Raw genomic sequence first — 21,527 nt, 5'->3', positions numbered from 1 at the left:
GGGGGGGGGGGGGGGGGGGGGGGGGGGGGCGAGGGGGGGGGGGGGGGGGGGCCGGGGCCCCCCCCCCCCCCCCCCCCCCCCCCCCCCCGGGCCCATACCGCTCCGCCTGACGTCGATGCCCGCGCTGCCCACCCCACGAGCCCGCCCACTGGCCCCGAGCCAGTCGGCGGGCTCGTGGCCGTCAGGGGGCCGTTACCGGCGCGGTGAACACCTTCTGTACTCTCTTTCGCGGTGGCGTGTCCGAGCGGCCGAAGGAGCGCGCCTCGAAAGCGCGTGACGGTTCACCCCGTCCGTGGGTTCAAATCCCACCGCCACCGCCAGCAGTGATCAGCGCCGGTGACTCCACGGAGTCACCGGCGCTGTCGTTTTCGCGCCGGTAATGCGCGCCCCACCTGCTTCGACTAGCCGAGAGTGTCTTCTTGGCGGTCTTTTGCTGTTCACCCCCTCAGTGAAAGATGCGTCCACCGTTCCAGTGAGGGAAGGAACCTCTCGTGAGTTCAACAGCACGCAGACGGGTGACGCTGCTCAGCGCGTTATCCGTCGGCCTGACGGCGCTGACCGTGCCCGCCGTCGCGGCGCCCAGCCCGGACGTCCTGGTGGCCGAGGTCTACGGCGGCGGCGGCAACTCCGGCGCCACGCTGATGTCGGACTTCATCGAGCTGGCCAACGCGGGCGCCGCCCCGGTCGAGCTGACCGGCTGGAGCGTGCAGTACCTGCCCGCGTCGGCGAGCGCGACCAGCACCTGGCAGGTCACGCCGCTGACCGGATCGGTCGCCCCGAGCGGGCGCTACCTGGTCGCCGAGGCCAAGGGCGCTGGCGGGACCGTCGAGCTGCCCGCTCCGAACGCCACCGGGTCGATCCCGATGTCCGCGACCGGGGGGACCGTGGCGCTGGTGACTAGCACCGCGCCGTTGACCTGCAAGACCGTTGCTGACTGCGGCGCGGATAGCCGTGTGCGCGACCTGGTGGGCTACGGCGCCAGCACTGTCGTGCGCGAGACAGCGCCGACCGCCGCCACGAGCAACACCACCTCGGCGGCGCGGGTAGCGCTGACCGACACCGACAACAACGCGGCCGACTTCGCCGTGGGCGCCCCGACGCCGACCAACGCCGCGGGCGAGACCCCCGGTGGCGGCGGCCCGGCTCCGACCCCGGCCAAGATCCACGAGATCCAGGGGACCACCCGGCTCTCCCCGCTCGACGGCGCGAAGGTCACCGCCGTGACCGGCGTCGTGACCGCCGTCCGCCAGTTCGGCTCGGCGCGCGGCTTCTGGTTCCAGGACACCGCCCCCGACGCCGACCCGGCCACCAGCGAGGGCCTGTTCGTCTTCACCGGCTCCACCACCCCCGCGGTCGCTGTCGGCGACGCGGTAAGCGTCACCGGCACCGTTGACGAGTTCTACCCGGACGCCTCCCCCGCGACCTCCGTGCAGCAGTCCACGACCGAGCTGACCAGCGCGACGTGGACGGTCACCTCCAGCGGCAACCCCATCCCCGCCGCCGAGGTGCTCGGCCCGGACACCGTCCCGGCCGCCTACACCCCCAGCCCCGGCGGCAGCATCGAGCCGCTGGCGCTGGACCCGGCCGCCTACGCGCTGGACTTCTACGAGTCCCGCGAGGGCATGCGGGTGCGGGTGGACGACGCCCGCGTCGTCGGCGCGACCAGCGACTTCAACGAGGTGTGGATCACCAGCAAGCCCGACCAGAACCGGTCCGCGCGCGGCGGCGCCGTCTACACCGGGTACGACCAGCAGAACAGCGGCCGGTTGCAGGTCCTGTCCCTGATCCCGTTCGCCCAGCGGCCGTTCCCGCAGGCCAACGTGGGCGACACGCTCGCGGGCACGACGGCGGGCCCGATCGACTTCAGCCGGTTCGGCGGCTACGTGGTCCAGGCGACCGAGCTGGGCGGGCTGGTCTCGGGCGGTCTGCGGGCCGAAGTGACCCGGGCCGAGCGGGCCAACGAGCTGTCGGTGGCGACGTACAACGTCGAGAACCTTTCCGCCGCCGACCCGCAGGCGAAGTTCGACCGCCTGGCTACCGCGGTCGTGGAGAACCTCGCGACGCCGGACATCTTGTCGCTAGAGGAGATCCAGGACAACACAGGTCCGACCAACGACGGCGTCGTTGCCGCGGACCAGACTCTGGGCCGGTTTACCGACGCGATCACAGCCGCGGGCGGCCCGCGCTACGAGTGGCGTCAGATCGATCCGATCGACGGCAAGGACGGTGGGCAGCCGGGCGGCAACATCCGGGTCGCGTTCCTGTTCAACCCGGATCGCGTGTCCTTCGTGGACCGGCCGGGCGGCGACTCGACCACCGCCGTCCAGGCAGTGCGGGGACGTTTCCCGTTCCAGGCGAAGCTGTCGGTCTCGCCCGGCCGCATCGAGCCCGGTGACCAGGCGTGGAACTCCAGCCGCAAACCGCTGGTCGGAGAGTTCTCCTTCCGCGGGCGCCCGGTGTTCGTCATCGCGAACCACTTCAACTCCAAGGGCGGCGACCAGCCGCTCAGCGGCCGCAACCAGCCGCCCACCCGCGGCTCGGAGACCCAGCGGCTGGCGCAGGCCGCGCTGGTCAACGACTTCGTCAAATCGGTCCTGGCGATCGACCCGCTGGCGAACGTGGTGGCACTGGGCGACTTCAACGACTTCCAGTTCTCCCCGGCCATCGCCCGCCTGACCGACGGGGGCGCGCTGCGGACCCTGATCGACACCCTGCCCGAGACCGAGCGCTACAGCTACGTCTTCGAGGGCAACTCGCAGGTGCTGGACCACATCACGACCAGCCCGTTCATCCTGCGGCCGGACTACGACGTGGTGCACATCAACGCCGAGTTCGCCGACCAGGCCAGCGACCACGACCCCCAGGTCGTGCGCTTCCAGCCGACCAGCATTCCCTGGCCCGACAAGTAGACCCACCCAGCCTTCTAGACACCGCGAAGGCCGCCGTCGCACGTCGACGGCGGCCTTCGCCGTGTCTATAGGCTGGCCAAGACAGGCCAGACCAGGTTTAAGAGGTGTGCCAGATGAGCGACCGCCCGGCCCGACGCGACCCGTCGAAGTTGGTGGAAGCCGAAGGGTTCCGCGAGTACGTCCGCGACGGCTGGGGACCCGCCGACCGCACGCTGCGCTCGGTGGCGGGCGCGGCCGAAGCCGCCGCCGCGCACCGGTCCCGACTGTCCTCTGCGTTCCCCGGTAAGCGGATCGCGGTAGCCGCCGGTCGCGCGCCCGTGCGATCCAACGACACGGACTACGAGTTCCGCGCCGACAGCGACTTCGCCTGGCTCACCGGCTGCTACTCCGAAGGCGCCGTGCTGGTCATGATCCCCACCGGGGACGGCCACGACGCCGTGCTGCACCTGCGCGAACCCGCCGGACCCGCCGAGGCGGACTTCTTCGCCAACGCCCGCGACGGCGAGCTGTGGAACGGCCCGGTCCCCGGCCTCGCGGAGTGGTCCGCGGCGCTGGGCATCGCGTGCCGCCCGCTGGAAGACCTGCCCCGCACACTGCGCGGACAACTCCCCGAGGTGTTGGCGGCCAAGGGAGTCGACCCGCTGCTCGACGCGCTCGTCGGCGCGCACAGCGCCGCGCTGCGCACCACCCTCGCCGAACTGCGCCGGATCAAGGACGACTGGGAGATCGCCCAGCTCCGCGCCGCCGTCGACGCCACCGTGCTCGGGTTCGAGGACGTCGCCCGCGAACTCGGCGAGGCTGTCCGCGACGGCGGTGAGCGGTGGCTCCAGGGCACCTTCGACCGGCGCGCCCGCACCGCGGGCAACGGCCCCGGATACACCTCGATCGTCGCCGCGGGCGCGCACGCCCCCGTGCTGCACTGGACCCGCTGCGACGGGCCCGTCCCGGAAGACGGCCTGCTGCTGCTCGACGCGGGCGTGGAGGTCTCGACCCTCTACACCGCCGACGTCACCCGGACCTTCCCGGTGTCCGGCGAGTTCAGCGACGCCCAGCGGCGGGTGTACGACCTGGTCCACGAGGCGCACCTGGCGGGCATGGCGCAGGTGCGGCCGGGCGCGGCGTACAAGGCGTTCCACGAGGCCGCGATGCGGGTGCTCGCGCAGGGCCTGCACGACTGGGGGCTGCTGCCCGGCTCGGTCGACAAGGCGATGGACGACAACGGCCAGCACCACCGGCGCTACATCGTCTGCGGCGTCGGCCACTTCCTCGGCATGGACGTGCACGACTGCGCCCAAGCCCGCGCCGGGGCCTACCACGAGGGCGTGCTCGAACCGGGCATGGCGCTGACCGTCGAGCCGGGGCTCTACTTCCACCCGAACGACCTGACCGTGCCGCCCGAGCTGCGGGGGATCGGCGTGCGCATCGAGGACGACCTGGTCGTGACGGCCACCGGCGCGGATGTGATCTCCGCCGCGCTGCCCAGCACAGCGGACGGGATAGCCGAGTGGGTGCGCGCCCGCCGGGGGTAGCCTCGACGCCTGGTGCAAGCAGGGGAGAAGGAGGCGTCGTGACCGAGCACGACGAGGGCACTGAACACCATGGCAGGCACGCCGCGCCCGAGGGGGCGGAGCGGCACCCGTTGATCGACCTGTCCCGCGACCCGAACCCGGGCAAGCCGGACCACGCCGCGCCCGACGATCAGGACTAATACCCTGACCAGGGCAAACGCAAGTTATCCACAGGGTCATCCGCGTTTGTCGTCCCGGGGGTGCATCATGGCCCCATGCGAACATATGATCGAGAAACCCGGGGATCGGTCGCGGTCTTGGCGGCCCGCCTGACCGAGGCCGCCGCGGTGCTCGGCCGCGGCGACGCCCGGTCGGCTCCCGCGTATGTCCGCGACGTCGTGGCCCGCGGACCGGACGTCGCGTCCGCGGCCGCTGCTGTCGCCCTGTCGCGCGCGCTGGAACTGCTCTGGCAGCGCGGCTGGCTTCCCGGCGACGCGATAGCGGCGGTCCCACGGCCACTCACCCGGCTCTTGGCCGACGCGATAGCCCACGAGTGCGCCCGCTACCCGGCGTCCCGTTTGCACCCCCGCTGGCGCGCCGAACTCGCCGAGATCGGTCCCGCCCGCCCGCTGCGCTTCACGGCGTTGACGCCCGCCCTCACCAAGGTCGTTGAGCTGATCGCGGAGCTGATGGCCCTGCCGCAGTTGCCGCACCTGGCGCCCGCCCCCGGCAGCCCGGTAACCGAGGAGCCCCGCGCCGCTGGCGTCGACCGCAGGGTCCTGGCCCGCGTCCGGGGTCTCCTGGCGAAAGCCGAGTCCACCCCGTACCCGGAGGAAGCGGAAGCGCTGTCGGCCAAGGCGCAGGAGCTGATGGCCCGCTACGCCTTCGAGCAGGCCGTCGTGGAGGCCGACGACCGCCGCCCGCAGGACGCGTCCGCCCGGCGCCTGTGGCTCACCGCCCCCTACCAGGGCCCCAAGGCCCAACTGGTCGACGCGGTCGCCAGCGCCAACCGCTGCCGCGCCGTGTTCTACTCGAAACTCGGGTGCGTCGGCATCGTCGGCCACGACACCGACCTGGAGATCGTCGAAGTCCTGGCCTCATCCCTGCATGTGCAGGCCAACCGGGCGATGACCCGCGCCCCCTCCCGGGCCAGGGCCTACCGCCACTCCTTTCTGGTCGCCTACGCCCACCGCATCCGCCAACGCCTCGACACCGCGGGCCACGACGCCTCCTCCGGCGACACCCGCCTGGTGCCCGTCTTAGCCGCCCGAAAACACGCCGTCGACACCAAGTTCGACGCCATGTTCCCCGGCATCCGCGTCCGCCGCTCCTCCGTGAGCGACGCCGCGGGCTGGGGCGCGGGCCTGGCCGCCGCCGACCAGGCCGACCTCCACCCCCACCGCCGCGTCGCCAGCTAACCGCGCCCGTCCACCCACCTCACCTGTCGCCCACGCCCGCCCGCCACTCGCCCACGCTCACCCGTCCACCCACCCACCTGTCACCCGCCCACGCCCGCCGCCACTCGCCCACGCTCGCCCGTCCACCACCCACCTCACCTGTCGCCCGCCCACACCCGCCCACGTCCACTTGTCCACCCATTCACCTCATCTGTTGCCTGCACCCGCCCGCCCACCCGACTCCCGCCACCGCACGCCCAGTGCTGGCCGCCCGACCGACGCGCTCGTCAATGCTCACGCCCGCCCACGCCCTCGCTAACCCACTCGCCCATAGCCGCCCACCTGCCTGCCACCCCTGACCACCCGTTCGCTCGCGCGCATGCCCGTGCCCGCTCGCGCTCGCTGGCGCGGGCGCTGCCTGCCCGCTTGCGTGGCTGCCACCCCCGCCCGCTTGCGCGCTTGCCCGTGTCCTCTTGCGCTTGCTGGCGCGGGTGCTTGCCCGCCTGCTTGCGTGGCTGCCACCCCTGTCCGCTCGCGCACATGCCTGTACCTGCCCGCGCTTGCTGGCGCGGGCAGGTACCTGCCCGCTTGCGCGGCTGCCACCCCGCCCGCTCGCACGCATGCCTGTGCCTGCCCCGCGTGCCTGCGGGCGCGCGCCCTCGCGTGCCTGCCCGCCCGCTCGGCTCGATGGGGGTTCCGCAACGGCGGTGGCGCGTCTGAGGTGGGTGCCGTTGCCGCTGCCCATTTGTTGTCGGGTGCGGTTGGCGCCTGGGCGCTCGACCTCAGCCGCCCGATCGCCATGCCGCTCGCCCCGCGTTCGGGCGACCGCGAACGGAGCTGTCATCGGCGGCTTTCCGTCTAGTCACGCTTCTGATAAAAGAATGATCGATTTTTGCTCCCATAGTGATCCAAGTCGGCGTACCCTGGGGTGCACTGGGAGGGATGCAGGGGGTTTCAATCCGCTTGGCCGATCGCGCCGTGATTGACACTCGCTGACTGAACGTCGGGGGTGCGTGACGTGCACATTGTGATTGTCGGTGCTGGGGGCATCGGCGCGCGGCGCTCCGCTGGGGGCGTTGGGGAGTGGCCGTATTTGGCTAGGGCATCCAGGGGCACTCCGTTGAGCGGAGGAACGGGTCCGCCGTAGGCAGGGCCGTTCCTATTCGCACCGGCGTCATGAATGGGGCTCGCTGTCGCCCTGTGGTTGTGCGTCGATGACCGTATGAGGTCGCTTCTCTTCAGCTGAGCAAACCCCCATAGTGGGGGTCGGATGCGCGCGCCTTCGTTGGCCGTGTGTCCATTTTTCCGATGAATCTGGGGGATTCAGTGATTGACGAGCAGTTTCCGGACGTGATTTTCGAGGACAGTGAGCCGCCCATTCCCGAGGACGTGAGCGACTTCGCCGCGGCCGAAGACGAGGACCCGCAGGCGCACATGGGCGACGAGGAGGTGCGGTGATGGCGTACCGACTCGCTCGTGCGCTCGCGGTTTTCCGCGACGAGGTCAACACCCGCTGGCCGAACCGCGACCACGCTTCCGACGGGTGGATCGGCGACGCCGCGCACGCCACGCGCAACTCCGACCACAACCCCTGGGTCAAGGACGGCGCCGGAGTGGGTGTGGTGCGCGCCTTCGACGTCGACTCCGGGCCGGGAGGTGACACCGAGATCGGTCTGTGGGTCGCCGAGCACGTGCGCGACCTGGGCCGGGCCGGGCACCCCGCCCTCGGCAACGGTTCCTACGTGATCTCCGCCCGGCGTATCGCCTCGCCCAAGTCGGGGTGGGCGTGGCGCGCCTACACCGGCAGCAACCCGCACGTGTCGCACACGCATGTCTCGGTGTCGCTGGCCGCGGGCGGCTACGACTCGGCGCAGGGCTGGGGCATCGCGGGCGGTGGGGGCCCGGTGCCGCCGCCAGCGCCCAACCCCGGTGGCAGGCCGACGATCCGCCAGGGCTCCCGAGGCGAAGCCGTCCGCGAGGCCCAGCAGCGCCTGGCCGCCCACGGCTTCGACCCCGGCCGCGCCGACGGCGCGTTCGGCCCCCGCACCCGCGAGGCCACCCGCCGCTTCCAGTCCGCCCGCGGCCTCACCTCGGACGGCGTCATCGGCCAGAACACCTGGGGCGCCCTGCTCGCCGCGCCCCCGGCCCCCGCCCCGGCGCACCGCCCCACCATCCGCCGAGGTGTCAAGGGCGACCTGGTCCGCGAGGCGCAAAACCTCCTCAACGCCCGCCTGCCCAACCTCCCCCCGCTCAAGGTCGACGGCGACTTCGGCCCTGCCACCGAAGCCCGCGTCAAGGACGCGCAACGCGCCTTCGGCCTCGCCGCCGACGGCATCATCGGCCCCGCGACCTGGCCCCGCCTCCTCGGCGGCTGACACAACCAGGGGGCCGAACGACCTCCAGTGCTGTCCCATAGGCGAATGAGCCGAGAGCGGCACCCGCTCCCACGCGGGTGCCGCTCTCGGGATTTCCGCACCCGCACGGGCGCGGCGGGCGATCTCGCCGAGCCGCACACGGCGGGGATGTCACTCGCGTGGGTAGCCCGAGCCGACTGCACCCCAAACGGGTCAAGCCGAGACGACGCGGAAACCGACCGTGAGCGAGTGTCACTGTGTCCGGTCGGTGTGGACTGTCGAGGACGAGGAACCGCCCGCGGCTCAGCGCGGCGCGAGCACACCCACCGCCGCCTGGCCGGGCGCGTTCTGTCCGGCGATCACCACGAGGTCGACATCGGTCGCCGCGCCGCGCGAGGACGCGCGGCGACCTCGGTCAGGGAATCGCGGCACCGGGGCGGCCTCGACGGCGAGCGCGGTCAGGCGGCGTGCCGCGGTGGTCATCAGGTCCTCTCGTCGGCAACCGACCAGTGAAGATCACCCGTTAAGGTGCTGCCCGATCCAGACTCGGTTACGGCTCGCGCGGCGCGGTCGCCGTCGGCTTCGGTACTCCCCGCACGGCACGATCACCCCGCGGGCGGCCCAAATGCCGAGCACCGACGGCAGCACGTTCGGCGAGCGCGCCTCGGCGGCGATCTCGGCGGGAATGCCCCGGCGCACGTCGTCGGCCGTGAACGAGCGCCCGGTGGCGACCAAGTCGGCGAGCACGGCCTCGACGGCGTCGCGGTAGCTGCGGTGCCCGGCGGTGGCCGCGGCGAGGTTCGCCTGTTGTCCGGCGTGGCGGTCGACCAACGCCAGGGCGAGCTGGTCGGCTATGACGGAGCCCCCTTTCCGATGCTGGCGGTGAGCGCGCGGGGCGCCTGCCCGTCAACCCGGATGGGGCACGTCGGACAGCACGGCGCGCGGTCGTCGCGGCCGGTGGGAACGAGCGCACACCTCGCAGGGTGGTGTGGCCTGCGAGCCGGACGATGACCTGTGCGGACGGTGGTCCTCATGACGTCTTCACCGCCTGCTCGGCGGGCAGGAGCAACTCTTCGGGAGTGACGCCGAGAGCGTCGGCCAAGCGGCCGAGCAGGTCCGGGCTCAACCCTCGGTGGCCGCGTTCGATGGCGGACAGAGTGCCCTTGGTGCAGCCCGCCGCCGCGGCGAGCGCGGTCACGGTTCGTCTCGACGTGATGCGCAGGTTCCGTAACTTATCGCGGTCGACTGGTAGCGCGGCCATGTCGCCAACTATAGACAAACTATCGAGAACTTTCCAAGTGTTTGCTAAAGTTTGCGCAGGTCAGGTGCGTACTCACGTGGACACTCACCGTGAGAGGATCGTAGCCGCTCACAGTCGGGACTTGCGAAGTTTGCGATAGTTTGCTCACCTTGATCTATGAGCGAGGAACTCGACGACGCGGCCGATCTGCCGATCCGGCCAGGCTGGGATCTGGGGCCATACGTGAGAACCGCTCGCAAGGGGCGCAACCTGTCGATGGCCGCGCTCGGCAGGCTGGCGGGGATGAGCGGCACCAAGGTCGCTCAGCTCGAAACCGGCTACAAGAAGGTCGGCGGTGTCGATTACCCGACAGGCACCCGGAAGTCGACGGTCGAGCGCGTCGCCCGCGCGCTCGGGCTGGACGTCGGTCACGCGCTGCGCCTCGTGGGCATCACGACCGACGATCCCAGCCTCGCGGGCAGAAAACCCGGAACAATTGATCTATCCACCGTGTCCGACGCCGAGTTGATCGCCGAACTGGCCCGGCGGTTATCAGCGAGACTGATGGAAGTGCGCACTGAGGAAAAGCGATCTTGACCAAGTCTCGACTACACGACTTGCAGTAGATGACTACCCAGTTGCCGTGTATACAGAGGCTGAGTGCGTGCGGGAATCAGCGCAGGGGAGGGCCCTTGTCTAGGTCGGATGGCGCGGAGTGCTTCCTGTGCGACTCCGCGGATGGGCGGCCATTGCATTTGTGGATGAAGGCCCTGGATGACGGGAACATGTGGGTCTGGTTAGCGGAAAGCAAACTCGAACCGGTCGTCGTCACTCCCGCCGAGGCGGCGCAGGCCGCGACCTCGTGGAAGAACTTGTTGCGCCTCATCAAGCGTGGTGAGCACAGTGATCAGCAATCCGCCCTCGTGTTTCGCGAAGAGTTCAGCGGGGAGAAGGCCGTCTTGGTCTTCGGCCTGCGCGACGGCTGCATGACCTATTGGCGAGACGGGGAAGACCTCGACCCCGTTCCGCTCAATCCCGCCGCCGTAGAGGAATTGATTTCGACCTGGGAGTCCGTCGCGGGCGAGCTTCCCGACCCTGGCCAAGGCGCAAGCTGACCCCGCACGTCCACGGCGCGTCATGCCCCGGCGTGCGGCCGCTCGGCCAGGTAACACACGCTCCAATCGTGTTGGCACCGAGCCTGTGCTAGCTCCGTTGCCAACCCTGCGCACCCTGTCTGACCCCCCGTTTTGGCAGGTCATCCCCCCATCCGGTATCCTCTCCGGCGGAGGATTCGCATAGTGGCCTAGTGCGCACGATTGGAAATCGTGTTGGGTGTTAAAGCCCTCAGGGGTTCAAATCCCCTATCCTCCGCGGACGGCGGGCGGTCTGTGCTCCGGAAACGGTGACGCGGACCGCCCGCCGCGTTTCGTGTTCCACTCTTCTCGGCGGACCCATATACCGTCTGGCAGTGAAGTTCTCACCCTAGCCGCCCTGTGAGATCCAGCCATCTTCGCGGAGGGCTTGTATGCGGGTCTCTCGGCGATGAACAGCAGTGCCTGCGCGATGGTCGCCGCCCCGGTGAACCCGGCTCAGCGGCACCGCTACACTTGTCCGTGGACCCCGTGCGGTGTTCATCTCGCGAACCTCCCCAGGGCCGGAAGGCAGCAAGGATAAGCGGGCTCTGGCAGGTGCACGGGGTCCCCTTTTTCAGGCGGCGGCCCGCGCGGTCAGTCCCACGATCTCGGCGACGCGCTCGTAGCTGCGCAGCCGGTCGGCGTGGTCGTAGACGTTGGTGGTGATCATCAGCTCCTGCGCGCCGGTCTCCGCCAGCAGGTCGGCCAGTTTCGCCCGGACCGTCTCCGGGCCGCCGATGACCTGGGCTTCCAGGCGCTCGTCGAGGAACAGGCGGTCCAGGTCGGTGTACTCGTAGGCGGCGGTTTCCGCTGGTGACGGCAGCCTGCCGGGCGTGCCCTTGCGCAGTTGCAGGAACTGCAACGCCGCGGGGGCCGCGAGAGCGCGCGCGGTCTCGTCGTCGTCGGCGCACACCACGCTGGCGGCGATCATCGCGTACGGCTCCGACAGCACTGCCGACGGCCGGAAACGGTCCCGGTACAGCGCCAGCGCTGGCAGCGTGTTCTCGGCGCTGAAGTGGTGCGCGAACGCGAACGGCAGCCCCAGCAGCCCGGCGACCTGCGCGCTGTAGCCGCTGGACCCGAGCAGCCACACCGCGGGCTGGTTGCCCAGCGCGGGCACCGCGGTCACGCCACGCGAGTCGCGGCCGGTGAAGTAGTCGACCAGCTCAGTCAGCTGCTGAGGGAAGTCGTCGGCCGACAGCGGGCCGGTGGAGCGGCGCAGCGCCCGCGCGGTCACCTGGTCGGTGCCGGGCGCGCGGCCGATCCCCAGGTCGATCCGGCCCGGGTGCAGCGCCTCCAGCGTCCCGAACTGCTCGGCCACCACCAGCGGCGGATGGTTCGGCAGCATGACGCCGCCGGAGCCGACGCGCAGGGTCGAGGTGGCCATCGCGATGTGCGCGAGCAGCACCGCGGGCGCTGAACTCGCGATGCCGGGCATGTTGTGGTGCTCGGCGACCCAATATCGGTGGTAGCCCAGCCGTTCGGTCACGCGGGCGAGGTCGAGGCTGTTGCGCAGCGCGGCGGTTTCGGTGGAACCGCTGGCGACCGGCGCGAGGTCGAGGACCGAATACGGGATGGGCACGTGTGGGGACAACGCCGCCCGCGCTTACCGGATTCCCGGATTGTCCACCCGCTGGTGATCGCCGCACCGGGGCGGCGGGGCTGTCGGGGGCGGCGGGTAGGGTCGCGGCGTGGCGCTCGCCCTATACCGCAAGTACCGGCCTGCGACCTTCGCCGAGGTGGTCGGCCAGGAACACGTCACTGTCCCGCTGCGCACCGCACTTGCCGCGGGGCGGGTAAACCACGCCTACCTGTTCTCCGGTCCGCGCGGTTGCGGCAAGACCTCCAGCGCGCGCATCCTCGCCCGTTCCCTCAACTGCGAGAAGGGCCCCACCGACGAGCCGTGCGGCACCTGCGACTCCTGCGTCGGCCTCGCCCCCAACGGGCCCGGCACGGTCGACGTGGTCGAGCTGGACGCGGCCAGCCACGGCGGTGTGGACGACGCCCGCGAACTGCGCGACCGGGCGTTCTACGCGCCCGCCCAGTCCCGGTACCGCGTGTTCATCGTGGACGAGGCGCACATGGTCACCACGCAGGGCTTCAACGCCCTGCTCAAGATCGTCGAGGAGCCGCCGGAGCACCTCGTCTTCATCTTCGCCACCACCGAGCCGGACAAGGTGCTCGCCACCATCCGGTCCCGCACGCACCACTACCCGTTCCGCCTGATCCCGCCGGGCGCCATGCGCGACCTGCTCGAACGCAACTGCGCCGCCGAGGGCGCCGTGGTCGAGCCAGCGGTGTTCCCGCTGGTCATCCGCGCGGGCGGCGGCTCGGCCCGGGACACCCAGTCGGTGCTCGACCAGCTGCTCGCGGGCGCGGGCCCCGAGGGCGTCACCTACGAGCGCGCGGTGGCGCTGCTCGGCGTCACCGACGTGGCCCTGATCGATGACATGGTCGACGGGCTCGGCGCTGGCGACGCCGCCGCCGTCTACGGCACGGTCGACCGGCTGGTCGAGGCCGGGCACGACCCGCGCCGCTTCGCCGCCGACCTGCTCGACCGGCTGCGCGACTTGGTCCTGCTCCGCGCCGTGCCGGACGCGGCGACCCGGGGCCTGGTCAACGCCCCGGACGACGAGGTGGACCGCATGGTGGGCCAGGCCCGGCGCATCGGCGCGGCGACGCTCGCCCGGTACGCGGAGATCGTGCACACCGGCCTGGTCGACATGCGCGGCGCCACCGCGCCCCGGCTGCTGCTGGAACTGCTGTGCGCGCGGATGCTGCTCCCCGGCGCCGTCCCGACCGACGCGGCGGCGGACTCCGCTGTCCTGCAACGGTTGGAGCAGGTGGAGCGCCGCATCAACGTCGCGCCTGGCGCGGAGCCGCCCCGGCCGTCGCAGGGGGCGGTCGCCGCGAGTCCGGCTCCCGCCGCCGAACGCCCGGCCGCCAGCCGCCCGCAACGCGAGTCGGCCGCCGCGGAACGTCCGGCCGTCACCCGGCCGCAGGCTCCCGAGGCCGTCGCGGAACGTCCCGTCGTCACCCGGCCGTCGCAGCGGGCGAGCCAGGACGCCGAGCGCCCGGTGATCACCCGGCCCTCGCAGCGGGCGGCCCAGCCGTCCGCCGACACCGTGGCGGACGCTGCCCCGGCGCGTCCCGCGCCGTCGGAGCCGACCACCGCCGAGCCCGCGGCGCCCGAGTCGACGCCGGGCGCGCTGGACGCCGCCGGGGTGCGGCGAGTGTGGTCGGAACTGCTCGGCGCGGTCCGCAAGTCCAGCCGCAGCACCGAGGCGATGCTGACCAACGCCACCGTCGCCGCCGTCGAGGGCGACGTCGTCGTAATCGCGCACCCGGCCGCCCCACTGGCCCGCAGGCTCGGCGAGCCGCGCAACGCCGACGTGATCGCCCAGGCCCTGGTCTCCGTGCTGGGCGGCCGCTGGCAGGTGCGCTGCGTCCACGCCGAACCCGGTGCCGCGCCCGCCCCGCCCCCGAGACCCGCCGCCGCACCCCCCGCCCGCCCAGCGCCCCCCGCGCCCCCCGCGCGCCCCGAACGCACCTTCGAGCCGCCGCGCCGGGTGATGAACAACCGCCCCCCCGCCGAGGACCTGCCCCCCGAGCCACCCGAGCCCGACCTCCCACCCCCACCGGAGCCGGAGGACGAGGAGGAGATGCTCGCCCAGGCAGCCCGCAAACCGGACCCGAACGACGCCGCGGCCCGCGAGGACCCGGAAGCCGCCATGCTGAAACTGCTGGCCGAGAAACTGGGCGCCCGCCCTGTCGAGTGACGGTGCCGCTGTACCGCGTTTTCGTGATGAGACAGCGCCCACCGTCCCCTCATGATCCGAAGTTATCCACAGGCACGCCGTCCCCTCTTTACCGCGCTGACCTGCGACGATAGGATGGAACAGGGCCCGGCCCCCAGGGCGGGTGGGGGGTGCCCGGGTGGGGATTTTTGGTCGAAGTTGATCGACAGGAATTGGATGCGGTGGTTGGCGGGGAACTGGCGGGTCAACCGCTCGTCCACAGGCTCCACGTTCGACTGAAGTGAATGCAAAACGCTGTTCCGATTCGTGAACCCGCAGGTGGGCAAGTGTCTTCCCCGCGCACGCGGGGATGTTCCCACCGCGACGAAGTTGTGGGTCTCGTCGTCGGCATCTTCCCCGCGCACGCGGGGATGTTCCGAGACCTGCGGAACGGCCGAGCAGGAAACATGGGTCCTCCCCGTGCACCGAGATGTTCCGTGATGCAGCCTGCATCAGTCGTCGGTTCGGCTGCCTTCCCCGTGCACGCGGGGAAGGTCGGCGGACGACCAGGATCGGGTGGCGCTTCGCCAGGTCTGTCCCGTGTGCGGGGGTGGGCGGGCGGGTCAGCTCACCAGGATGGGGTGGACTTCGGCGGTGTCGGCTTCGACCACGGTCAGTTGGCCGTGTGTGGTGGTGAGGGCGACGGTGCGGGAGTCGGGGGACCAGAGGAAGGTGTCGGGGGCGATGTCGCCGGGGAGGTGGGCTTCGCGGAGGAAGGCGCCGTCTTTCGTGCGGTGGAAGGCGATGCGGAGGCCCGCGGCGACGGCGATGCGGCGGCCGTCGGGGGCTACCCAGCCGGTGGTGGACTGGTCCAGGGAGACCACCAGGGGGTGCCAGCTTTCGCTGGCGACGTCGAACCGGACGATCCTCGCCGTGTTTTCCGCGTACTCGGTGGCGATGAGCCGGTCGGAGTCGGGCAGCCAGCGCAGGTTCCGGCGGCCGCGTTCAGCCGGTTCCGGGGAGATGAGGCGCACGTGGTCGTCTTCGGTGACCGGCATGGTGTCGACCAGGAGCAGTTTGCGGGGGAGGCGGATCGCGATGTGGCGGCTGTTGGGGCTTACCGCGGCTTCGATTACCGCGCCGCCGCGGTCGTAGACGGCTTGCTCTTCGCCGACGAGGACATTGCGGATGACGACCGACCACAGCAGACGGTGTTTGCGGTTGGCGCGGTAAACGATCCGGCCGGGCAGGACGCCCAGGAGTTCGGTCGCGTGGGCGGGAGAGCCGAGCAGGGGCGCCAGTTTGCCGCCGACGGTGAGCAGCGACAGCTGTGCCGGTTCGCCGTGCTGGACGACCACTTTGCGTTCGCCGGGCAGGTATTTGGCCGTGGTGATCCCGCTTGCCACGGTGAGGTCTCTGCTCCCGCCCCTGGCTTCGATCTCGGCCAGGCGGACCTGGTCTCCTTCGGCCACCGCGGTCAGTAGCCGCCCGCGCTCATCGATGTCGAGCACCCGCATCCCGGACATGATCTCCAGCCTGTCACAGCGCGGTCAGCCGAGGAATGCGAGGATCCCGTTCGCGATGGCCTCGGCGTAGCGCTGCCTGCCCGAGGGGCTCGACATCAGCGCCGCTTCCTCCGGGTTGCGCATGTTCCCGCATTCCACCAGCACCACGGGCCGGGTCGACAGGTTCAGCCCGGCGAGGTCGTCGCGCTGGTCGAGCCCGTCCGTGCCGATGTAGGTGGCGGTGACCAGACCGGCGGCGAGCATGCCGTCGCGCAGGGCCCTGGCCAGGCGCAGCGACGGCTCGCCCTGCGCGTCGTTCAGCGGGGGCGCGGAATACGCGATGTGGAACCCGTGCGCGCGCGCCGTCTCTGCGCCGTCCGCGTGCAGGGAGACCACGGCCGCCGCGCCTGACTCGTTGCCGATGGCGGCGCGCTGGTCGACGCACGGGCCGACGCCCGTGTCGTCCTGGCGGGTCATGACCACGGTGACCCCGCGCGCGGTCAGCAGGTCGCGCACCCGCCCGGCGAGGTCCCAGTTGAACGCGTGCTCCGGGTACCCGGCGTCCGTGGCGGTCCCGGTGGTGTTGCACTGTTTGACGAGGCCCCGGCCCGCGTAGATGCGTTTGTTGATCTCGGCGGGATGGGCGGCGTTGCCGCCGTTGTGCCCGGGGTCGAGCACCACGGTCCGCCCGGCGGGCGTCCCGCGCGCGGCGCTGGGCGGCGCGGACGCGGCGGCGGGTGCCTGGTGCGAGGTCTCGGAGACGACGGTCGCGGGCGCCTCGGCGTCCGGCTGGGGAGCCGCGTCGCCGCCGCAGGCGGACAGCACCGCCGCGAGGGCGCAGGCGACCGCGAGACCCGCCGCGCGTCGTGTCAGCACGGCTTCACGATGCCACAGCGGGCCGCCCTCTAAGCTGGAGACGACACCATCGAAGTAGTCCCGGTGTCGCACCCGAGACGAGAGGGGCCGCGGTGTTTCCCGGAGGCGGCGCACCCGACATGCAGGCGATCTTGGCGCAGGCGCAGAAGATGCAGGAGCAACTGCTGACCGCGCAGCAGGAACTGGCCGACGCCGAGGTCACCGGAAGCGCGGGCGGCGGCCTGGTGACCGCGACGGTGTCCGGCGCTGGCGAGCTCAAGGCGCTGGTCATCGACCCGAAGGTGGTCGACCCCGACGACACCGAGACCCTGGCCGACCTGGTGGTCGCCGCGGTCCGCGACGCGGGCAACAACGCCCAGAAGCTCGCCGAGGACAAGATGGGCCCGCTCGCCGGTGGTCTCGGCGGCGGCGGCCTCGGCATCCCGGGGCTGTGAGGGCGCGTTGTACGAGGGCCCGGTCCAGGACCTGATCGACGAGCTGGGGCGGCTGCCCGGGGTCGGGCCGAAGAGCGCGCAGCGGATCGCCTTCCACCTGCTCGGCGCGGAACCGGCGGACGTCACCCGGTTGCAGGACGCGCTGCAGAAGGTCAAGGACGGCGTGGTGTTCTGCGACGTCTGCGGCAACGTCTCCGCGGAAGCCACCTGCCGGATCTGCCGGGACGCCCGGCGCGACCCGTCGGCAGTGTGCGTGGTGGAGGAGCCCAAGGACGTCCTGGCGATCGAGCGCACCCGCGAGTTCAAGGGCCGCTACCACGTGCTCGGCGGCGCGCTCGACCCGCTGTCGGGGATCGGGCCCGAGCAGTTGCGCATCCGGCAGCTGCTGGCGCGCATCGGGTCGCAGGAGGTCACCGAGGTCATCCTGGCCATGGACCCGAACACCGAGGGCGAGGCGACGGCGACGTACCTGGTGCGGATGCTGCGCGACTTCCCCGGCCTGACCGTCACCCGGCTCGCGTCGGGGCTGCCCATGGGCGGTGACCTGGAGTTCGCCGACGAGCTCACCCTGGGCCGCGCGCTCTCGGGCCGCCGTACGGTGTGATCGGCGAGTTCGCCGACTCGGTCTTAGCCGCTCCCGCCCGGTTGGGTGCGGTGCGTCTTGTCGCTGTCGACGGGCCGTCCGGTTCGGGTAAGAGCACGTTCGCGGCCGCTCTTATGGCGGTTCTAGGCGAGCGTGCCGCCGTGGTGTCCACCGACGACTTCGCCACCTGGGACGACCCGGTGGCCTGGTGGCCGCGCCTGGTCTCCGGGGTCTTGGCGCCCCTGCGCGAAGGTGTGCCCGGTCGATACCAGCGCACGCGCTGGCACGACGGCGTGCCGACGCCCGGCGAGTGGGTCGACGTCGCGGTCCCCGATGTGCTCGTCGTCGAGGGCGTGTCCGCCGGTCGCCGGTCGGTGGGGCCGCTGTTGTCCCGGTTGTTCTGGTGTGAGCTGCCTGATCCCGCCGCCCGTCTGGCGCGGTCGGTGGCCCGCGACGGCGAGGGCAGCCGGGCCGTGCTCATCCGGTGGCAGGCGTTCGAGATGGGCTGGTTCGCCGTGGACGGCGCCCGGGAGCGAGCGTCCGCGCACGTCCTTGGGTGACCGGTCACCGCGGTACTGCCGTCCGTTCAGCGGACAATACTGGGCCGAATGTCACCCTCAGTCCGTAAACAGGCGCGGATTGCTCATTCTGTGTATGGCAGTTGGCCGGATCGTGACCTCGAACCGCCAAGTGATCACGGTGCAAGCGGATATGGTCTGCGACCACACGGTGAGATCCCGGAGACTCGGAGCAATGAGACCGGACACGAGGAGTGTGTGATGGCTTACCAGCGATCAGCGCGACTTGGTCGACCGGACGCCGGTGACGGCGGCCCACGACTCGTCGCGCCCGGCCGGGGGCGGCGCGCGGCATGACCGCCCCACCCGAGGTCACCGGGTCCGGCGCGGTCGCCGACCCGGAGGCCGCGCTCCAGGGCATGAGCAAGAAGGCGATCCAGGGCCGCTCGCTCGGCCAGATCGCCTGGCTGCGGCTGCGCCGCGACAAGGTCGCCATCGCGGGCGCGGTCGTGATCGTGCTGCTCATCCTGGCCGCGGTCGCCGCGCTGCTGCTCGATCGGGTGTTCAACGTGGTTCACCCCAACGAGTTCCACCAGGACCTGATCGACACCGAGTTCGGCACGCTCGCCCCGAAGGGGACCTTCGGCGGCATGAGCGCCGACCACCCGCTGGGCATCGAGCCGGTCAACGGCCGCGACATCCTCGCCCGGATCTTCGCTGGCTCCTGGATCTCGCTGCTCATCGCCTCGCTCGCGACCCTGCTCTCGGTCGTCATCGGCACCACCCTGGGCGTCGTCGCTGGCTACTTCGGCGGCTGGGTCGACACCCTGATCAGCCGCGCGATGGACGTGTTCCTGGCGTTCCCGCTGCTGGTCTTCGCCATGGCGCTGGTCGGGGTCATGCCGGACACCGCGTTCGGCCTGTCCTCGGAGACGGTCCGCATCGGGATGCTGACCTTCATCATCGGGTTCTTCAACTGGCCCTACATCGGCCGCATCGTGCGTGGCCAGACGCTGTCGCTGCGGGAGCGCGAGTTCGTCGACGCCGCCCGCAGCCTCGGCGCCCGCGGCCCGCACATCCTCTTCCGGGAGTTGCTGCCGAACCTGGTCGCCCCGATCCTGGTGTACGCGACGCTGCTGATCCCGACGAACATCCTGTTCGAGTCGGCGCTGTCGTTCCTCGGCGTCGGCATCAACGCGCCCACCGCGACCTGGGGCGGGATGCTCTCGGACGCGTCCCGCTTCTACACGATGCCGCACTTCATGCTCTGGCCCGGTCTCGCCATCTTCGTGACCGTGCTCGCGTTCAACCTGTTCGGCGACGGCCTGCGCGACGCGCTCGACCCCCGGGCCCGATAGGTGATCGGCAACAACGCCAGTCCGATGCTCCTGGAAAGAAGGGGTGCTACAGCACAATGAACAGCAAGCGCTTGGTTACCGCGGTCGCCGCGGGCGCGGCTGTCGCGATGGCGCTGTCCGCCTGTGGCGGCACCAGCTCCAACGGCGGCAACGGCGGTACCACCACACCGGCCTTCAACGCGGCACTGACCACCACGTTCAACCCTTCGGACAAGAAGGGCGGCATCATCAAGATCGCCAACTCGGGCACGTGGGACTCCCTCGACCCGGGCGAGACGTACTACAGCTATTCGTGGAACTTCCTGCGCCTCTACGGCCGGTCGCTGCTGATGTTCAAGCCCACCCCCGGCGGCGCGGGCAACGAGCTGGTGCCCGACCTCGCCGAGTCCCTCGGCGTGCCCAGCGACGGCGGCAAGACCTGGACGTACAAGCTGCGCGCGGGCGTCAAGTACGAAGACGGCACCCCGGTCTCGTCCAAGGACGTCAAGCACGCGGTCCTGCGGTCCACCGACAAGGAGACCTTCCCCAACGGGCCTGCGTACTTCGAGGGCTACCTGAACCTGCCCGAGGGGTACAAGGGTCCGTACAAGACCAAGGACATGGACACCAATTCCGCGATCGAGACCCCGGACGACCGGACGATCGTGTTCCACCTCAAGAAGCCGTTCGGCGGCTTCGATTACTTCGCGCACATCCCGCAGACGGTCCCGGTTCCCGAGGCCAAGGACACCGGCGCGAAATACCGCGAGCACGTTATCTCGACCGGCCCGTACAAGTTCCAGGACAACCAGATCGACAAGGGTTTCAAGCTGGTCCGAAATGACCAGTGGGACCCGGCGACCGACCCGAACCGCAAGGCGCTTCCGGACGGCTACGAGGTCACGATGGCCGTCAACGCCGACGACATCGACAACCGGCTGATCTCCGGCGACCTGCACGTCGACATCACCGGCACGGGCGTGCAGCCCGCGTCCCTGGCCAGGGTGCTGAACGACCCGGCGCTCAAGGCATCGGCGGACAACCCGACGAGCGCGCGCCTGTGGTACACCTCGATCAACCCGACCGTGGCCCCGCTGGACAACATCGAGTGCCGCAAGGCGATCGAGTACGCCGCGGACCGCACCGGCTACCAGACCGCTTACGGCGGCGCGTTCTCCGGCGGCGACATCGCCACGACCCTGCTGCCGCCGCAGATCCCCGGCGCGCAGAAGTTCGACCTGTACCCGGCGGGCCCGGACAACAAGGGCGACGTCGCCAAGGCCAAGGAAGCCCTTGCCGCGTGCGGCAAGCCGGACGGCTTCGAGACCAACATCGCCTACCGGGCCGAGCGCCCGAAGGAGAAGGCCACCGCGGAGTCGCTGCAATCCGCACTCGGCCGGGTCGGCATCAAGCTGACGCTCAAGGCGTTCCCGCAGGGCGACTACTTCGCGCAGTTCGCGGGCAACCCGCCGTATGTCCGGGCCAACAACCTCGGCCTGGCCACCAACGGCTGGGGCGCGGACTGGAACGACGGCTTCGGTTTCCTGTCGCAGATCGTCGACAGCCGCGTGATTCGGGAGACCGGCGGCTCGTCCAACACCTCCGTGCGCATCCCCGAGGTCGACAAGATGCTCGATGACGCCATCGCCGAGACCGACAAGGCCAAGCGCGAGGCCATGTGGGGCGCGATCGACAAGCGGGTCATGGAGGAGGCGGTCATCCTGCCGGGTGTGCACGCCAAGAGCCTTCTGTTGCGCGGCAAGGGACTGACGAACGTGTTCGTGTCCGAGGCGTACAACATGTACGACTACCTCTCCCTGGGCCTGGCCTGATTTTCCCGTCGTGATTCGAAGTTAGGCAGGTGAAGGCGAGCGGCGGGGGGGGGGGGGGGGGGGGGGGGGGGGGGTGTTTGGGGGGGGGGGGGGGGGTTCGTTTTCTCTCCTTTCTTTGTTTTTTGTTGTTCTTTTTTTTTTTTTTTTTTTTCTTCTTGTTTTTT

The 21,527-nt window shown here is 70.9% G+C and carries 20 protein-coding genes, 2 tRNA genes and 1 other RNA gene; 17 read left to right on the top strand and 6 right to left on the bottom strand.

What is annotated here, in order from left to right:
- Positions 1-230 precede the first annotated feature (230 nt).
- From ACZ6SD_RS31385 to ACZ6SD_RS31355, 7 genes are all read left to right on the top strand, one after another.
- Positions 231-320 (top strand) — tRNA-Ser (locus tag ACZ6SD_RS31385).
- 171 nt (positions 321-491) lie between these two features.
- A complete protein-coding gene (locus ACZ6SD_RS31380) occupies positions 492-2,909 on the top strand; it encodes a lamin tail domain-containing protein (RefSeq protein ID WP_465320644.1) in 2,418 nt (805 codons plus the stop codon).
- Positions 2,910-3,022: 113 nt separating this feature from the next.
- Positions 3,023-4,438: an aminopeptidase P family protein gene (locus ACZ6SD_RS31375; protein WP_465320643.1), complete on the top strand. Its 1,416-nt coding sequence runs from the start codon at positions 3,023-3,025 to the stop codon at positions 4,436-4,438.
- A gap of 38 nt (positions 4,439-4,476) precedes the next feature.
- Positions 4,477-4,617, top strand: a complete 141-nt coding sequence (locus ACZ6SD_RS31370) for a hypothetical protein (RefSeq protein WP_465320642.1) — start codon at positions 4,477-4,479, stop codon at positions 4,615-4,617.
- Positions 4,618-4,692: 75 nt separating this feature from the next.
- A complete protein-coding gene (locus ACZ6SD_RS31365; RefSeq protein WP_465320641.1) occupies positions 4,693-5,835 on the top strand; it encodes a DUF2786 domain-containing protein in 1,143 nt (380 codons plus the stop codon).
- Positions 5,836-7,140: 1,305 nt separating this feature from the next.
- On the top strand, positions 7,141-7,272 hold the full coding sequence (locus ACZ6SD_RS31360) for a hypothetical protein (RefSeq protein ID WP_465320640.1): 132 nt from the start codon (positions 7,141-7,143) through the stop codon (positions 7,270-7,272).
- Entirely contained in the window at positions 7,272-8,189 is a 918-nt protein-coding gene (locus tag ACZ6SD_RS31355) for a peptidoglycan-binding domain-containing protein (protein ID WP_465320639.1), read from the top strand. The genes ACZ6SD_RS31360 and ACZ6SD_RS31355 overlap by 1 nt, the downstream gene beginning before the upstream one ends.
- Before the next feature lie 282 nt (positions 8,190-8,471).
- Here ACZ6SD_RS31355 and ACZ6SD_RS31350 read toward each other — a convergent pair whose 3' ends face one another.
- From ACZ6SD_RS31350 to ACZ6SD_RS31340, 3 genes are all read right to left on the bottom strand, one after another.
- Entirely contained in the window at positions 8,472-8,651 is a 180-nt protein-coding gene (locus ACZ6SD_RS31350) for a hypothetical protein (RefSeq protein ID WP_465320638.1), read from the bottom strand.
- A 33-nt stretch (positions 8,652-8,684) separates the two neighbouring features.
- Positions 8,685-8,999: a hypothetical protein gene (locus ACZ6SD_RS31345; protein ID WP_465320637.1), complete on the bottom strand. Its 315-nt coding sequence runs from the start codon at positions 8,997-8,999 to the stop codon at positions 8,685-8,687.
- A 199-nt stretch (positions 9,000-9,198) separates the two neighbouring features.
- Positions 9,199-9,429, bottom strand: coding sequence for a helix-turn-helix domain-containing protein (locus ACZ6SD_RS31340; RefSeq protein WP_465320636.1), 231 nt, complete (start codon positions 9,427-9,429; stop codon positions 9,199-9,201).
- 156 nt (positions 9,430-9,585) lie between these two features.
- Here ACZ6SD_RS31340 and ACZ6SD_RS31335 point away from each other — a divergent pair, with 156 nt between their 5' ends.
- The 4 genes from ACZ6SD_RS31335 to ffs all read left to right on the top strand — a co-directional run bounded on the left by ACZ6SD_RS31335 (position 9,586) and on the right by ffs (position 11,115).
- Positions 9,586-10,005 (top strand): helix-turn-helix domain-containing protein, encoded by a 420-nt coding sequence (locus ACZ6SD_RS31335; RefSeq protein ID WP_465320635.1) that lies wholly within the window; start codon positions 9,586-9,588, stop codon positions 10,003-10,005.
- 164 nt (positions 10,006-10,169) lie between these two features.
- Positions 10,170-10,523 (top strand): hypothetical protein, encoded by a 354-nt coding sequence (locus tag ACZ6SD_RS31330; protein WP_465320634.1) that lies wholly within the window; start codon positions 10,170-10,172, stop codon positions 10,521-10,523.
- 169 nt (positions 10,524-10,692) lie between these two features.
- A tRNA-Ser gene (locus tag ACZ6SD_RS31325) sits at positions 10,693-10,779 on the top strand.
- 241 nt (positions 10,780-11,020) lie between these two features.
- Positions 11,021-11,115: signal recognition particle sRNA small type (ffs, locus tag ACZ6SD_RS31320), an RNA gene on the top strand.
- Here the strand turns inward: ffs and ACZ6SD_RS31315 are convergent.
- The gene (locus tag ACZ6SD_RS31315) at positions 11,116-12,123 is read right to left on the bottom strand and encodes an LLM class flavin-dependent oxidoreductase (protein ID WP_465320633.1); all 1,008 of its coding nucleotides are present in this window, start codon (positions 12,121-12,123) and stop codon (positions 11,116-11,118) included.
- 109 nt (positions 12,124-12,232) lie between these two features.
- Here ACZ6SD_RS31315 and ACZ6SD_RS31310 point away from each other — a divergent pair, with 109 nt between their 5' ends.
- Positions 12,233-14,320 carry a DNA polymerase III subunit gamma and tau gene (locus ACZ6SD_RS31310; protein ID WP_465320632.1) on the top strand — a complete coding sequence of 696 codons (2,088 nt, stop codon included), beginning with the start codon at positions 12,233-12,235 and terminating at the stop codon, positions 14,318-14,320.
- 581 nt (positions 14,321-14,901) lie between these two features.
- Here the strand turns inward: ACZ6SD_RS31310 and ACZ6SD_RS31305 are convergent.
- Both ACZ6SD_RS31305 and ACZ6SD_RS31300 read right to left on the bottom strand, forming a co-directional pair.
- Positions 14,902-15,804: a hypothetical protein gene (locus tag ACZ6SD_RS31305; protein ID WP_465320631.1), complete on the bottom strand. Its 903-nt coding sequence runs from the start codon at positions 15,802-15,804 to the stop codon at positions 14,902-14,904.
- Positions 15,805-15,828: 24 nt separating this feature from the next.
- A complete protein-coding gene (locus tag ACZ6SD_RS31300; protein ID WP_465320630.1) occupies positions 15,829-16,659 on the bottom strand; it encodes an N-acetylmuramoyl-L-alanine amidase in 831 nt (276 codons plus the stop codon).
- Between the two features lie 119 nt (positions 16,660-16,778).
- Here ACZ6SD_RS31300 and ACZ6SD_RS31295 point away from each other — a divergent pair, with 119 nt between their 5' ends.
- The 5 genes from ACZ6SD_RS31295 to ACZ6SD_RS31275 all read left to right on the top strand — a co-directional run bounded on the left by ACZ6SD_RS31295 (position 16,779) and on the right by ACZ6SD_RS31275 (position 21,363).
- Positions 16,779-17,093: a YbaB/EbfC family nucleoid-associated protein gene (locus ACZ6SD_RS31295; RefSeq protein ID WP_228771997.1), complete on the top strand. Its 315-nt coding sequence runs from the start codon at positions 16,779-16,781 to the stop codon at positions 17,091-17,093.
- A 7-nt stretch (positions 17,094-17,100) separates the two neighbouring features.
- Positions 17,101-17,697: a recombination mediator RecR gene (gene recR, locus ACZ6SD_RS31290; RefSeq protein ID WP_465320629.1), complete on the top strand. Its 597-nt coding sequence runs from the start codon at positions 17,101-17,103 to the stop codon at positions 17,695-17,697.
- Positions 17,698-17,747: 50 nt separating this feature from the next.
- The gene (locus ACZ6SD_RS31285) at positions 17,748-18,236 is read left to right on the top strand and encodes a uridine kinase family protein (protein ID WP_465320627.1); all 489 of its coding nucleotides are present in this window, start codon (positions 17,748-17,750) and stop codon (positions 18,234-18,236) included.
- Positions 18,237-18,547: 311 nt separating this feature from the next.
- A complete protein-coding gene (locus ACZ6SD_RS31280; RefSeq protein WP_465320626.1) occupies positions 18,548-19,552 on the top strand; it encodes an ABC transporter permease in 1,005 nt (334 codons plus the stop codon).
- A gap of 56 nt (positions 19,553-19,608) precedes the next feature.
- Positions 19,609-21,363: an ABC transporter substrate-binding protein gene (locus ACZ6SD_RS31275; RefSeq protein WP_465320625.1), complete on the top strand. Its 1,755-nt coding sequence runs from the start codon at positions 19,609-19,611 to the stop codon at positions 21,361-21,363.
- Positions 21,364-21,527 lie beyond the last annotated feature (164 nt).

It is taken from the genome of Actinokineospora sp. NPDC051303 (assembly GCF_055586285.1).
Note: the sequence above shows the minus strand (reverse complement) of the source record. Positions and strands in the feature narration are given on the sequence as shown.

Coding starts and splice junctions, on each gene's coding strand:
- ACZ6SD_RS31335 (WP_465320635.1), top strand. CDS start 9,586: ATGAGCGAGGAACTCGACGACGCGGCCGATCTGCCGATCCGGCCAGGC.
- ACZ6SD_RS31275 (WP_465320625.1), top strand. CDS start 19,609: ATGAACAGCAAGCGCTTGGTTACCGCGGTCGCCGCGGGCGCGGCTGTC.
- ACZ6SD_RS31280 (WP_465320626.1), top strand. CDS start 18,548: ATGACCGCCCCACCCGAGGTCACCGGGTCCGGCGCGGTCGCCGACCCG.
- ACZ6SD_RS31340 (WP_465320636.1), bottom strand. CDS start 9,429: ATGGCCGCGCTACCAGTCGACCGCGATAAGTTACGGAACCTGCGCATC.
- ACZ6SD_RS31365 (WP_465320641.1), top strand. CDS start 4,693: ATGCGAACATATGATCGAGAAACCCGGGGATCGGTCGCGGTCTTGGCG.
- ACZ6SD_RS31375 (WP_465320643.1), top strand. CDS start 3,023: ATGAGCGACCGCCCGGCCCGACGCGACCCGTCGAAGTTGGTGGAAGCC.
- ACZ6SD_RS31330 (WP_465320634.1), top strand. CDS start 10,170: ATGAAGGCCCTGGATGACGGGAACATGTGGGTCTGGTTAGCGGAAAGC.
- ACZ6SD_RS31355 (WP_465320639.1), top strand. CDS start 7,272: ATGGCGTACCGACTCGCTCGTGCGCTCGCGGTTTTCCGCGACGAGGTC.
- ACZ6SD_RS31305 (WP_465320631.1), bottom strand. CDS start 15,804: ATGTCCGGGATGCGGGTGCTCGACATCGATGAGCGCGGGCGGCTACTG.
- ACZ6SD_RS31350 (WP_465320638.1), bottom strand. CDS start 8,651: ATGACCACCGCGGCACGCCGCCTGACCGCGCTCGCCGTCGAGGCCGCC.
- ACZ6SD_RS31295 (WP_228771997.1), top strand. CDS start 16,779: ATGCAGGCGATCTTGGCGCAGGCGCAGAAGATGCAGGAGCAACTGCTG.